Raw genomic sequence first — 14,431 nt, forward strand, 5'->3', positions numbered from 1 at the left:
CATGAATGCAAATTATTCTTATCCCAAAGCTTTCTGTTGAAGCCCCCTAATCTGTTTCAAATCCCACTGCAGTTGGCGCTGTTCAAAATCGTCCAGCAGAGCCTGATCAATCCAGTTGTCCGGTAGCCCGTTACCTTCCGTCCGTTCCAGTTGAGCCTGCAGCAGTCTGTCCAGCAGACGTTCAAATACCTGGGTCAGTACCCTTGCCTGCCCCGCTTGCAACACCCCGGCTTGGTCGAGCCAGGCAAGGCGTGCCCGGCAGGACACCTCGGGGCAGCCCTTTTTCAGTGCCAGCAGGCGCAGTGCCGCCGTCAGTGGCAGCAGCCCCTGCCGCTTGAGGTTCAGTGCATTCGGGTGCGGGGCATTCTTGCCATCTCCCTGCAGGCGTTCGAAGCGGTCCAGTGCCACCGGCGACTCATCAAACAGCTCGGCCATTTCGTGCAGAAACAACCCCGCCGTTGGTATCTGCGCCTGAATAGCATCGCGTAGCTGCTGCGCCAGGGTTGCATCACCGTACACCGGTGCGAAATCAAACAGGATGTTGCACAGCTGCACCAGCTTGACCCGCCGAGTCGCCATCCAGAGCCGCATCTGCTCTTTCCATTCGCTGATCGGCTTGCGCCAGAGTGGCCGGGAGGCCATGACATCACCTTTGCAGTAGGGAATCCCCGCCTGATCCAGCCGGGCGGTGAAGCGCTCGGCCAGTGTGCGAAACCAGGCGTCGATCTCGTTGTGGCGTTCGAGGGGGTAGTCTTCCAGAATCAGCGCGTTGTCTTGATCCGGGTGCAGCAGGCTTTCATGACGCCCGCCCGACCCCATCACCAGCACACAGAAACGTACAGGCGCCGGGCCCCAGCCTTCGGCCTGCATCTCGTCCATCGCTTCATCTATGGCGACCCGATACAGCAGGTCATTGTGATCGCTCAGCAGCTGAGCAATCAGCCAACCCGGCAATGACAACTGCTGTAGTGCTCGTACCAGCTGGGGTTGCCAGTCGCGTGCCTGATCCCAGCTGTCAGACGCCTGCTCCAGCAGCCGTTCCAGCGGTTCAAGCAGCGCAGATGGCAGCTGCAGTTCCAGGCTGCGTTGCTGGCCAAACAGTTCTCGCCAAACCGAATCCATCCCGCTCCCCTCCTCTTGTTTCCTTCAGCATAGAGGCAGGGATCGTAAAGTCCAGTTGATTCAGCCGCTTAGCGCCACACACCCCGGCCCGCTGATACGGCTGCGGCCACCGCTGAGCGGTTGTATCTCGATACGGGTGGCGATGCGGTCTTTCAGTGCCTGCACATGGGAGATGACGCCGATCAGCTTGCCCTCCTGCTGCAGGCCGGACAGGGTATCCAGTGCCGTTTCCAGCGCCTCTTCGTCCAGGGTGCCGAACCCCTCGTCCAGAAACAGCGAGTCAACACGAACGTTGCGGCTGGCCATGCCGGACAGCCCCAGCGCCAGCGCCAGGCTGATGAGGAAGCTTTCACCACCTGACAGGTTTTTGGTAGAACGGATTTCGCCCGCCTGATAGTTGTCGATCACGTTCAGCTCCAGCGGCTGCTCGGCATCACGTACCAGCAGATAGCGGTCAGACATTTTCTGCAGCTGGCGGTTGGCGTGACCGATCATCAGTTCAAAAGTCAGCCCCTGAGCGAAGTTACGGAATTTTTTGCCATCTGCCGAGCCAATCAGGGCATGCAGGGTATCCCAGCGCTCCAATTCACGCTGCTGGGCATCGATCGCCTGCTGCTGGGCACCGAACTGCGCCTTGCGTTCGGTATTGATGTTCAATGTCTGCTGCAGGCTGCCGCGTTTTTCCAACAACAGTCCGTGCTCTGACGTAAGCTGTTCAAGTGCCGCTGCCAGTTCTGCACTGCTCTGCTCGGTCAAAGCCTGCTGTTGCAGCAACTGCAGGCTGCTTTGGCACTGCTCCTGCAACGCCTGCAAGCGTGCCGCGTCCGCTTTCAATCTATCAGCCGCCTGCTGCAACGTTTTGAGCGACGCTTCCGGCAACAGTGCCGCCTGTAATGTCTGCTCGTCGGCAAACTGGCTTTGCGCCAGTGCGGCATCGAAGGCCTGCTGCATTTGAGCCATTTCGGTGTTCAAGTCCGTCATATGGCGCTTGAGGTCACTGATCTGCTGCTGGCGGCGGTTGAGGCTGTTCTGCTGTTCAATGGCAGCAGCCTGCGCCTGTTCCTGCGCCTGACGCGCCTGACGTATTGCCTGCTGCAGGCGCTGTTCAAACGCGGCGGTATCCGACTCTGGCGAAAGTGCCTGTCGCTGCTGTTGCAGTTGAGTCAAATCAGCCCGTGCCGCATCCAGCGCCAGCCGTTGCTGCACACGCTCCTGCTCGGCTCGTTGCTGCTTGAGGGCCTGCTCCAGCCGGTCAATTTCAGCCAGCCGGTCGCGCAACTCGCCCCACTGCTGACGGGCGGCCTGTTGCGCCTGCTCGATCTCATCCTGCGTTGGACAAGTATCCAACGCCAGCAGTTGCAGACAGTGTTGAATGGGGGCCTGCAGTGCTTCCAGACGCTGCTGGCTGTCCGCTTCCTGCTGGTGCAGCCCCTTCTCGTCCTGCTCCAGTCGCGCCTGCTGTACCGCCAGCGCCTGCAGTTCGCTGCGCAAGGCTGTCAGTTGCTGTTCCAGCCGCTGCAAGCGGGTTTTTTCTTCGGTCAGTTGCGGTGGCTGCTCGCTGCGCCAGGGATGTTGCTCCGAACCACACAGTGGACAGGGTTTACCCGGCTCCAGCTCATGGCGTTGCTGCTCCAAGTCGGCAATCCGCTCAGCCAGCCGCTGCAGCTTCTGCAGGTCCAGTTGCTCCTGCTGCAGCCTGCTTTCTTCAGCGTGCTGTTGTTCAAGCGATTGTTGTATCCGATCCTGTTCCGGTTTAAGTGCCGCGCGCTTATGAGCGGCCTCCTGCTGTGCCTGTTTCAGCTCATCGGCCTGTTGCACTCGGTTACGCAGTTCACCCAACTGCTCGCCACGACTGCGAATCTGATCCTGTTTCTGCTGTATCTGTACGCGGGTACTGCCGGCCAGAGCCGCGTGCAGTGCCTGCTCATCACGCTCGATGGCGGCCTCCAGCGTTGCCGGGTCAGGTGCTGACCCTTCAAGCAGCTCGGCTGGCAGGCGGGCGCTTAACTGTGCCACCTGCGCCTGCTGCTCACGCAGTTTCCAGTCCTGCTCCTGTAATTGACGCAGCAGGGGTTGTTGGCGTTCCAGCTCAGCTTCCGCCTGCTGCAGATGCGCCTGTGCCTGTTGTTGCCGGGCTAGCACCGCATCGGCGGCGTCCTGCAGGGCCGGAAGTCCTGCCTGAAGCGGGTCAAGCTGCTCTTGCGCGCGCTGCAGGTCGCCCCGGCGCTGACGCAGCGGCTCATAGGCAGGCCTGAGTGCCTCCGCTCGCAGCGCCTGCTCCAGCTGTTGCTGTTGCGGCGCAAACGCCTGTTGTGCCTGCTCCAGTTCATGCCACTGTTGTTTCAGTTGCGCGGCCTGCCGGGATTCCCGGTCCAGCTGCTGTCGCCAGTTGAGCAGCGTTTGCTGCTGTCCGATCACGTTTGACCGCTGCTGTACCTGCTCTGACAGCTCGGCCAATTGCCGTGACAGTGTGGCTTCTTCCTCCTCATCCAGCAGCTGCAGGCCGGACTGGGCGGCTTTCAAGTGATCGAGTCTCTGTCGCTCCTCGCCCCTTCGACGATGCACTGCGACAGAGATGTCGGAATAGATCGAGGTGCCGGTGATCTGTTCCAGTATGGGGGCACGTGCGTCGGCATCGGCCTGCAAAAAGGCCGCAAAGCCACCCTGCGCGAGCAGCATGGAGCGGGTGAAGCGGTCGAAATCCATCCCGGTGAGACGTTCAATGGTGTCGGCCACATCCTTGAGCTTGGTATGCAGCACCTTGTCGGCATCGGCGTCTACAATCTCGTGCTTGGGCTGTTGCAGCGCGCCATCAGCCTGTTTGCGGCTGCGGTGCTGGCTCCAGTGGCAACGCCAGCGTCCCTGCGGGGTTTCAAACAGCACCTCGGCAAAGCACTCGCCGGTCTGACGTGACATCACCTCATTCTGGCTGGCATTGACCCGGCTTTGGCGCGGTGTGCGCCCGTACAGTGCCAGACAGATCGCATCCAGCAGGGTCGATTTTCCCGCCCCCGTAGGGCCGGTAATCGCAAAGATGCCATCGCTGATATAGGCGGGATCGGTCAGGTCGATCTGCCATTCACCGGCCAGGGAGTTGAGGTTTTTGAAACGGATCTGAAGAATACGCATTGTGTGTCTCTCTGACGCAGGCGCCTATTCGGCACGATGGTCCTGCTCGGCCATGGATTGCAGCACGCTGCCAAACAGACGCTTCAGTTCATCCTGTTGCGTCTCGGGTACCTGATGCAGTTCAAGCGCACGCTCGAATACTTGCATCGGCTCCAGATCATCCAGCGTCTCCTCTTCACCGCTGCGCGCCAGAATGCGCTCCACTACCCGGTTGTTGCGGACCCTCAGTATGGTCAGCTGGGTGCCATCGGTATGCTGTTCCAGCCAGTCGCGCAGGTCGGCGGCCACCTGCTCGCCTTCGTACAACACCTCCAGCCAGATCGAGGTTTGCTCCTGCGCCAGCTTGTCCAGTGCGGCACTCAGTTGAGCCTGATCACCCTTGATCCGCTCCAGCCTTTGAAAACGCGGGATATCGATCAATTCAAGCCGTGGGCGACGCCCTTCAAACTCGATCAGGCACAGGCTTTTCTGTTGTTTCGCTTCCCCAAATCCCATGGCCAGCGGTGAGCCACTGTAACGAATCTGCTCGCAGCCCGACACGGCCTGAGGTACATGCAGGTGCCCCAGTGCCACATAATCAAGGCAATCGGGAAAGGCATCCACACCCACCTGCGCCAGAGATCCCACATAAAGATCACGCACCCCATCGCCATCAAGCGTTTTGCCACCAGCGGCAAACAGATGGCCCATGCCGATCAGCGGCACATCCACCTGCAGTGACTCTCGCAGCTCTTCGGCAGCGACACAGACCTGCGCATAATGCTCACGAATGCCCTGCACCAGTTTGCGGTCCTTGTCCTCAAGACTTTCGCCCGCTTCACTCTGGCGAATATCACGATCACGCAGGTAGGGAACGGCACAGATAATTGCTTCAGGTGCGCCATTTTCTGCTTTCAGCAATACCACCTCATCTGCCGGATTGTCACAGGCAGCACCGACCACATGCACGTCCAGCGCCTTGAGCAAACCGGATGGCGCATTCAAAAAACTGGGAGAATCATGATTGCCGCCAATGATCACCACATGACGACAGCGTGAGCGCGCCACTTGGTGCAGAAAGCGGTAATAAAGCGCCTGCGCCCGGTTGCTCGGGGTAGTGGTATCAAACAGGTCGCCGGCGATCAGCAGTACCTCGACATTCAGATGCTCGATCTGTGCCAACATCCAGTCAAGAAAGGCGGCAAATTCATCGTAGCGCTTCTGGCCGTACAGTAATCGGCCCAGATGCCAGTCGGAGCTGTGCAGGACACGCAACGTTTGACGACTCCCCTCGGCCCCGGTTTTGGCCTTTGCCGGGGCACGTTCCGTGCGCGCCGAGCTAACCGGCACCGAAGGCTGCGGCAGCATCTCTTCATCAAACAGTGAAGGCTGATCAGACACGGTTACTCTCCCTGTAGGGTCGCGATGAGGGTGCGGCGGCCAGCGCGATTACGATGTTCACCCAGATAGATCCCCTGCCAGGTGCCCAGCGCCAACTGCCCATTGGCAATAGGCAGCACCAGACTGACGCCAAGTATGCTGCTTTTGAAATGAGCAGGCAGGTCATCAGGGCCTTCATAGGTATGCTGGTAGTAGGGTTCGTTTTCCGGCACATTGCGGTTAAAAAACGCCTCGAAATCAGCGCGAACGGTCGGGTCGGCATTTTCGTTCAACGTCAGGCTTGCAGAGGTGTGTTGCAATAACAGATGCAGCAGGCCGGTGCTGACTCGGCGTAATTCCGGCAGTGCCTGTTCGATCTCGTCAGTCACAAGGTGGAAGCCGCGAGGTCGCGCCTTGAGACTGATGGTTGTTTGATGCCACATATGAAGAACCGATGGATAACTGAATGGCACGACTATAGAGCTGTGTATCGGTGTTCTCAACCACATCTCGTACAGGCAGCGTTTTACATGTGCCAATCATTCAGGCGTGCTAATCGATCATTTGATAGCGCCGATAGAGCACCTCTATCCTTTTCACATAGGCTTGGGTTTCAGCATAGGGCGGTATGCCACCGTACTGCTGCACTGCGCCGGGGCCTGCATTATACGCTGCCGTTGCCAAGCGTACGTCTTGGTCATAGCGCTGGAGTAATCCGGCCAGATAGCGCACGCCACCGTCGATATTCTGCTCAGCATCAAAGGGGTTACCGACACCGAGCTCTGCTGCCGTTTGCGGCATCAACTGCATCAGCCCCTGCGCACCGGCTCTGGAACGCGCTTGCGGGTTAAAGGCTGATTCAGCATGAATCACCGCACGTACCAGCGCAGCATCCATATCATGTAGCGCGGCGATCCGTTCGATTTCATCCCGATAACGGTCGGCAAACAAGGGGGTCGTCTCCCAATTAACGGTAGAATCAACCTTGCAGGCAAAACAGTCGAAACGCACCAGTTCATATTGCACGCCACTCGGTTTTGCATCGCTGAAAGAGAGCACACCGTCAGCATTGCGGTATTTGTAGTAGGTATTGACCACAGCTGCCTTTTGTTCAGGCGCAACGTTGGTGTATTCCACCCGACCATCGGGATGCACAATCTTGCGCATCTCTGCGGTGGCATGAAAGCTAGGCAGCAACAGTGTGGCAAACATGAGAGGGTAAACGTATCGGTACATGGCAGCAGGGTCGAGTCTCAAATCCATTTATGCAACATTCTAGAACCTGTGTGCGGGAAATGCTGCCCCTGTGGGGCAGCTTTATCGGCCAGACTTGATCAAGTTCAGGTCATTCAGTCGAAAAGGTCGCGGTGCATGATGCCTTCGTTGACCCAACGTGCCAGTTCAGCCTCTGCTTCAGCCTTGCTGGCCCCCTTGCGTTGCAGTAACTGCATCAGCACGCCGTCGATCCCCCTCCCCAGCGTAGATGCGCGACCACAGATATACAGGTTGGCACCCCGGTTGATCCATTCCAGCAGTTGATCACCCCGGTGTTCAATCCGCTCGGTGATATAGCGTTGATCACCACCATCACGAGAGAAGACGGTATCAAGATTGGTGATAACGCCCTGCTCTTTGAGCGCCTTGATCTGCTCTCCATACAGGAAGTCACCTTTCTCGTGACGGTTACCAAACAGCAGCCAAACCGGTCCCTTTCGATCCGTGGCAGCGCGCGCCTCAAGAAATCCGATAAAGGGTGCAATGCCACAACCAGTCGCTACCAGGATCATCGGATGCTCTGAGTTCTGAGGCGGATTGAACCCCGGATGAGCCACCAGTTCGACACTCCGTGATTCGTTCAGCGGCCAGTTCAAACAGAGTTCACTGCTGCCGAGACCCAGAACCTCATTACCCTGTTCAGTTTCATATCGCAGCAACCCTACCGTCAGGCGCACCTTGCCGGGGCTTGTCTCATAATCCGAACCGACTGAGTAGGTGCGCGGCTCTGCATCAGGTCGGGGCTGAAACTGGAACAGGTCACCGGGGGCAAAACGGGTACTTTCCGGCACGGCAAACGTCAGGCTGTAACTGTGAGGGCTATCGTCACCCATCGGAGTATCCAGACGGGTACGCTCAATCAGTGTCGCCTCACACCGTTGCCGTTGCACGGCCATACCACCGATCTGCAGGTTCCAGTTGTTGTACTCGGCGAGCTGTCGCAACCATTGCTGCCAACCAACGGCGGGGTCACCATCCACCTCGTGCAAAGTCAGTCGTTCATGGGCACCAGCCTTGATCAACTCAGTCCGCAAGCGCTGGCCACCGGCACAAAAATGGGTATAGCGGCGATCACCCAGTGCCAAAAGACTGAATGACACGCCTTCCAGCTGCCTGGCTTTGATTCCGCTCACCCAGCTACGGGCATTATCCGGTAGCTCACCTTCACCGGTAGTCGAACAGATCACCAGCGCCTGTTGGTAAGCATGCCACTTACTGGCAGGAAACGCGGCAATCGATCCCTGGTCGGCAATAATCCCTGACTTTTCCAAAGTGGCTGCGGTTGCAGCGGCCAAGCCCTGAGCTGTACCGGTCTGACTGGCAAAGACGATCAGTACCTCTGCACCTGAACGGATATCGCTGATACGAGCGGCTTGTCGACGCCTCAACCAGCTGATGAACCCTGTCAGCGTCAGCCCCATAACGAGCATCCCAACCAGCATGTTGAAAAGCCCGGATACCCAACCACCCCAAAGCCCTTCATGTAACATTTTGGGCCAGTTGGAGGACAAATCGATGGGAGTCACCTGATCGCCACTGACCACCAACATGGCTTCCTCGGTTTCGATCAACAACGAACCTGACTTGAAACCACGCGCACTGATCAACCCCGACAGGTTATGCTCGCCCGCCGCCTGCTCCAGACCCTGTTGCAACGAGGTGGGCTCCGCCCCGCGCTGCAGGCCCAGATCAGGACGTGCTACATGCAAGGTCATCAGAATACCGGTCAACGGCAGTAGCAGGACTAACGGAAACAGCCACACACCCAGGAATTGGTGCCAGCCCAGCAGTGACTGCTTGAACTTTGGCCAGCCCAACAAAATACCAGCCACTACTATTGCCAGCATTGCCCAAGTCGCCCACTCCACCAACCATCCGGCATCAACCAGCAGATCCTTGTGCAGATCTTTGATCCAGTCAAAGAACGCCCCACCGGACGTCTCACTGGGACCAACACGCACTCCATCGCTCAGGCGGTACTCACCCAGCGCAGGTATAACCCATTGACCGGACGTTGCACTGCGTTCGATGGCGACAACCGGCCCATCGGCAGACGCACTTTCCAGTAAAGCCTGCACCTGGCTAACCTCAACAGCCCCGGTGTAAGGCGGTGCCGAAAGATCGGCCAGCACAGGCTTGAGCGCCAGCACCATACCGGTCAACGTAATCAACAAAAACAAGGGGGTCAGGAGCAGAGCAAGCCAACGGTGCACCTGCAGCAGGTACGATCTCATCATTCACCATCCTTAGCCATAGCGGCCACTGATTCAGTCAGTTGACCTCTATTTTAACTGAGCCTGACTTAAACAAAGATTAAGGTGCGTAAAGATACGTAAATCTGACCAGTGGCTGTCGAATATACATACATCTACAAATGTATCGATGTTTTTATACCGCCGATACGATAAAATAATGGTTCATTTTTCAACGATTTGAGTTGGGGTTCTTTACAGCTATGGCTAGACGCACCAAAGCCGAAGCAGCAGCCACGCGCGAAGCGTTGATTGATGCAGCAGAAGAGATGTTCATGGCTCATGGTGTAGCACGTACCACACTGGAACAGATTGCCCGTCATGCTGGCATGACACGCGGTGCTGTCTATTGGCATTTCAAGAACAAGGCTGACCTGTTCCGGGCCATGCTGGAACGGGTGCGAATGCCGTTTGATGAACTGGTGCAGGAGATTGATGATCCTGCACTGACTGAGTCCCCACTGAACGCAATTCGCCTGGCCTGCCTCAAGGGTCTGGCACGACTTGAGCAGCCCCGCTATACGCGTGTGCACTCCATTCTGTTGTACCGCTGCGAATTTTTTAGTGATATCGACCCTATCACCATGCAGGAAGAGATCGCCTGTGATATTCATGAGGCTCTGCTGCGTTATTTCGCCCTCGCCGCGGATCAACAGGAGCTTTCAGTTGCACCAGAGGTGGCTGCCGATTTGATGAATACCTGTCTCTCCGGCCTGTTTCATGATTGGCTGCGCAAACCTGACGCGTACTCTATCCTCAGCCGTGGTGAGACACTAATTTCCCACCTGATTGGGCTGATGACCCACCGCTGAATCGTACGGTTTACCCCCCTGCTCCCATAATCGTGCAATAAAAAAGGCGCCGTCCCGAAGGAGAGCGCCTTTTTCCAGTTTAACCTGAAGGTCAGTGAGCCGTATTTGACTCAGCCACACCACGCTTGCGTCTGAGCCAGTCAGACACATGTGCAATCATGGCGTAGAAACTCGGCACGAAGCAGCTGGAAATGATCGCCACCGACGCCATACCGACCGACACCGCCGTACCGATATGATGACTGCTCACATCGCTGGCACCGCTGGCCAGTGCCAACGGCAGGGTACCGAGAATAAAGGCAAAAGAGGTCATAACGATTGGGCGGAAACGCAACTCAGCTGCGGTAACAGCCGCTTCATGAATTGATTTGCCCAACTCCCTGCGCTGTAGTTCGGCGAATTCCACGATCAGAATGGCGTTTTTCGCGGCAAGCCCCACCACCACTAACAGGCCGATCTCGACATAGACGGACACCTCCAGTCCCCGCAGCACAATCCCGCCGATGGCACCAAAAAAGGCAAACGGCGTGGCGGTCATAACCGCCAATGGCAGGGACCAGCTTTCGTACTGTGCCGCCAGAATCAGGAACATCATCAGAATACCGAAGATGATCGCCATGGAAGCCGTATTCCCCAGGGTTGTTTCCTGATAGGCCGTACCGGTCCAGCCCATGCCCCAGTTGTCACCCAGCTCCTGCTGTACAATCTCGTTCATGGCAGCTATGGCCTGAGCCGAGCTGTATCCCGGTGCCGGTCCGCCCTGGAACTGGGCACCCAGATAGACGCCGAAACGGGATACCACCGCCGGACCAACCTGACGTTCCAGCGTTACGAACTCGGACAGAGGAATCCGCTCGCCATTTCCCGCACGCACAAAGATATTATTGATATCTTCGGGTTCGTCACGGTACTCATCTTCGTTCTGCAGATACACCTGGAAGTTGCGGTTTTGATAGCTGAAATAGTTCACAAAACCGTTACCCAGCGTATTCGACAGGGTTGCGTTCAGATCGGTCAGTGGCACCCCGTAGCTCAGGGCTTTCTGCTGGTCGATGTTGGCGCGGAACGAGGGCACATTCACGTTGAAGGTGGTGAATACCCGCTGCAGCGCAGGATTCTGGGCGGCGGCCTGCATCACTTTCACCGATGCCATGTACAGCTCTTCCGAGCTGGCACCGCCAAAGGACTGCAGATAGCCGGTAAAACCGCCTGTTGTTGAGAGTCCCATAATCGGCGGCATGTTGAAGGCGATGGCACTACCACCGTCAATCTGTGCACCCAACTGCATCACCTGGCCCACCAGCCGGTCAACTGTCAGTTCACGCTCTTCCCAGGGCACCAGACTAATGAACATGATACCCCGAGCGGTGTTAACCGCACTGGAAAGGATGTCATAGCCTGCAATTGACACGACATGATTAACGCCGGGGATCTGTTCGATCTCCTCACTCAGCTTACCCATGTACTGACTGGTTCGATCCAGTGAAGCGGCATCAGGAAGCTGAACACTGACCAACGCAATCCCCTGATCCGTTTCCGGTACCAAAGAAGTCGGCGTCGTGCTGAACATCCACCAGGAACCGGCACTGAACGCAGCGGTCAGCGCCAGTGCAAGCACCCAACGCTGTACCAGCAGCTTAACGATCCAGACATAGGCAGTTGTAACAGCCGCAAACACGCGATCAAACAGACGAAGTGGCGCATGCAATACGTGCAACACACCCGAACCTTCGAAACGCGGCTTGTGTTTGATGAAAATGGCCGACAGGGCCGGTGTAAAGGTCAGTGCCATCAGGGCCGAAAAGCCAACCGAGATCGCCACCGTCAGGGCAAACTGTTGGTAGATCTGGCCGGTAAAACCGCCCAGGAACGCTACCGGCACAAACACGGCCGCCATGATAAGCGAAGTCGCAATAACAGGGCCGCCCACCTCTTTCATTGCTCGGATGGTGGCATCACGCACGCTGATGTCATCATCTTCACTCAACACACGCTCAACGTTTTCCACTACCAGAATGGCATCGTCCACGACGATCCCGATCGACAGCACCAGCGCAAACAATGTCAGCAGGTTGATTGAGAAGCCGAACAGATAGAAGCCGGCAAAGGTTGCGATAACCGACACCGGCACCACCGACATGGCGATCACGGTAAAGCGCCAGTTCTGCAGGAACACGAACAGAATCACGCCAACGATCAGGAACGCCTCGATGAAGGTCGTCACCACGGTTTCAACGGATGAACTGATAAACAGCGTGGTGTCGTACGGTACTACGTAATCCAGACCCGGCGGAAAGCGTCCGGCCAGCTCTTCCATCTTGGCCTTGACCGCCAGTGATGTTTCCAGCGCGTTGGCGCCCGGCTGCTGGTTGATGATAATGGGCGTCATACCGGCCCCATCAAGACGTGCATCGATACCGTAGAATGAGGCACCCAGCTCGATACGCGCCACATCTTTCAACAATAGCGCCGAACCGTCAGCATTGGTGCGCAGGAAAATATTACGGAAATCATCCGCACTGGACAGGCGTCCACCCGCCGTCACAGTATAGGTATAGGCACGCGGATTCGCATTGGGTGTTGCCGCCAGACTGCCTGCCGGCACTTCGGTATTCTGCGACCGAATTGCGGCTGCCACTTCAGTTGGTGTCAGGTCATACTGCGCCAGCTTATCGGGGTCCATCCAGATGCGCATGGCGAACTTGCCACCACCGAGCACCTCCGCTTCACCCACACCCGGCACCTGACGCAACTCATCCAGTACATTCAGAGTGGCGTAGTTCTGCATGTAGATGTTGTCGTAGTCACCCTGGGGCGAAATCATCGCCACTACCATCAGGATAGAGCTGGAGCGCAACTTGACCGTCACCCCCTGTGCCTGTACCTGTTCGGGCAGCTGCGACAGCGCACCCTGCACACGGTTATTGACGTTGATGGTGTTGGTATCACCATCAGTGCCGATATCAAACGCCACGCTCAGGCTCATGATACCGTTGTCGGCACTGGTCGAGGTCATGTACAACATGTTCTCGACCCCGTTGATTGCCTCGGCCAGTGGGGCTGCCACGGTCTGGGCCACGGTCTCGGCATTGGCACCGGGGAAGCGCGCCTGCACCGACACTGTGGGGGGAACAACGCTGGGATACTGCTCGATTGGCAGCACGCGCATGCTGACAACCCCGACCAGGGTCAGGATAATTGCCAGCACCGTGGCAAAGATCGGCCGACCGATGAAGAAATTGGAGAAATTCATTCGGCGTTCGCCTCCTCTGCCGCTTCATCGGCGGCGGCTGCCTGGATCGGCGTACCCGGCTTGATACCAGAAGGATCACCGGATACAACCTGTACACCCTCTTCCAGCCCTTCGAGAATGATCTGCCATTCACCGGCAATCTCACCCAGCTGAACCGCCTGTGCACGGGCCTTGCCTTCTTCATCAATTACAAATACCTGAGGCCCCATCAGCCCCTGAGTAACGGCAATTTCAGGCACGGCAATCACATTGAAACGCTTCAGCCCTTCGATGCTGACACGCACAAACTGCCCCGGCAGTACCTGTGCATCAGGGTTTTCAAAGCGGGCAGAGGCCTGCACAGTACTTGTGCTCTCATCCACTCGAGATCCCAGAAAGTCCATCTGCCCTTGCAGAGTCAGGGACTGGGTACCGTTGTCGCCAGCCAGCTGGAGCGAGGCCCGAATTTCTCGAATATCAGTCTCTCCGGCAGCCAGCTGCTTGCGCAGCTCAAAGGCATCCCGTTGCGGCAGCTGGAAGCGTACTTCAAGCGGGTCCAGCGGAGTAATGGTGACCAGTTCTGAACCGGCATTGACCAGATTGCCCAGATTGATCTGGCTGAGTCCAACCATGCCGGCAACCGGTGCCTTCACCTGGGTGTAATTCAAGTCAATACGCGCACTGGCCAGTGCCGCCTCTGCCTGAGCAACACGGGCCTGAGCAACACTCTGTTCAGCCTCTGCCTGATCGACCTGCTGACGACTGACTGAATTGCGGCTGAGTAGCTGCTGATAACGCTCCGCATCGCGGCGGGCGCGGTCCAGCTCTGCCTGGGCACTTTTCAGGTCTGCAGCCCGTTCGTTGACGCGAGCCTGATACAACTCTGGCTCGATGGTATAGAGCAGATCCCCCTGCTCAACCCAGTCACCCTGCTCGAACTGACGCGTTTCCAGTACCCCGGTCACACGCGCTACTAACGTGACTTCGTCATCGCTGCGCAGCAATGATGAATATGATTTTTGTAGCGGAATATCCTGTCGCTTGACGGTTAGTACTTCGGTCGTCACCGGCGGAAGTGCCTGCCCGCCGGGGGCGGCAGCACTCTGAGGCGCTTCGTCGCTGCCACAGGCCACCAGCAGCGATGCCGCCAGAGCCAGCAGAACTGCCCGACCGGTATGAAAAGCTGTTTTCATGACGTTAATCCCGTTTCCAAAAGCAGAGTGAAAAGATAGGGTATTTTACATTCATCC

9 protein-coding genes are annotated in these 14,431 nt (G+C 57.4%); 1 reads left to right on the forward strand and 8 read right to left on the reverse strand.

Annotated elements, in window-relative coordinates:
- Positions 1-18: 18 nt before the first annotated feature.
- The 6 genes from ACAM29_RS07190 to ACAM29_RS07215 form a co-directional block, all read right to left on the reverse strand.
- On the reverse strand, positions 19-1,122 hold the full coding sequence (locus tag ACAM29_RS07190) for a DUF294 nucleotidyltransferase-like domain-containing protein (protein WP_369623690.1): 1,104 nt from the start codon (positions 1,120-1,122) through the stop codon (positions 19-21).
- Positions 1,123-1,182: 60 nt separating this feature from the next.
- Complete coding sequence (locus ACAM29_RS07195) at positions 1,183-4,251, reverse strand: AAA family ATPase (protein ID WP_369623691.1); 3,069 nt, start codon at positions 4,249-4,251, stop codon at positions 1,183-1,185.
- Between the two features lie 24 nt (positions 4,252-4,275).
- Positions 4,276-5,631 carry an exonuclease SbcCD subunit D C-terminal domain-containing protein gene (locus tag ACAM29_RS07200; protein ID WP_369623692.1) on the reverse strand — a complete coding sequence of 452 codons (1,356 nt, stop codon included), beginning with the start codon at positions 5,629-5,631 and terminating at the stop codon, positions 4,276-4,278.
- Between the two features lie 2 nt (positions 5,632-5,633).
- The gene (locus tag ACAM29_RS07205; protein WP_206841116.1) at positions 5,634-6,053 is read right to left on the reverse strand and encodes a secondary thiamine-phosphate synthase enzyme YjbQ; all 420 of its coding nucleotides are present in this window, start codon (positions 6,051-6,053) and stop codon (positions 5,634-5,636) included.
- A 109-nt stretch (positions 6,054-6,162) separates the two neighbouring features.
- The gene (locus tag ACAM29_RS07210; protein ID WP_354410621.1) at positions 6,163-6,873 is read right to left on the reverse strand and encodes a lytic transglycosylase domain-containing protein; all 711 of its coding nucleotides are present in this window, start codon (positions 6,871-6,873) and stop codon (positions 6,163-6,165) included.
- Between the two features lie 86 nt (positions 6,874-6,959).
- On the reverse strand, positions 6,960-9,122 hold the full coding sequence (locus ACAM29_RS07215; RefSeq protein WP_369623693.1) for a PepSY domain-containing protein: 2,163 nt from the start codon (positions 9,120-9,122) through the stop codon (positions 6,960-6,962).
- A gap of 218 nt (positions 9,123-9,340) precedes the next feature.
- Here ACAM29_RS07215 and ACAM29_RS07220 point away from each other — a divergent pair, with 218 nt between their 5' ends.
- On the forward strand, positions 9,341-9,949 hold the full coding sequence (locus ACAM29_RS07220; protein ID WP_091827610.1) for a TetR family transcriptional regulator: 609 nt from the start codon (positions 9,341-9,343) through the stop codon (positions 9,947-9,949).
- Between the two features lie 91 nt (positions 9,950-10,040).
- Here ACAM29_RS07220 and ACAM29_RS07225 read toward each other — a convergent pair whose 3' ends face one another.
- Positions 10,041-13,202, reverse strand: a complete 3,162-nt coding sequence (locus tag ACAM29_RS07225; protein WP_369623694.1) for an efflux RND transporter permease subunit — start codon at positions 13,200-13,202, stop codon at positions 10,041-10,043.
- Positions 13,199-14,374: an efflux RND transporter periplasmic adaptor subunit gene (locus ACAM29_RS07230; protein ID WP_369623695.1), complete on the reverse strand. Its 1,176-nt coding sequence runs from the start codon at positions 14,372-14,374 to the stop codon at positions 13,199-13,201. The genes ACAM29_RS07225 and ACAM29_RS07230 overlap by 4 nt, the downstream gene beginning before the upstream one ends.
- Positions 14,375-14,431: the final 57 nt, after the last annotated feature.

The sequence above is a fragment of the Marinobacterium sp. BA1 genome (assembly GCF_041155135.1).
In the GTDB taxonomy this organism is placed as follows: Bacteria; Pseudomonadota; Gammaproteobacteria; order Pseudomonadales; family Balneatricaceae; genus Marinobacterium; species Marinobacterium iners.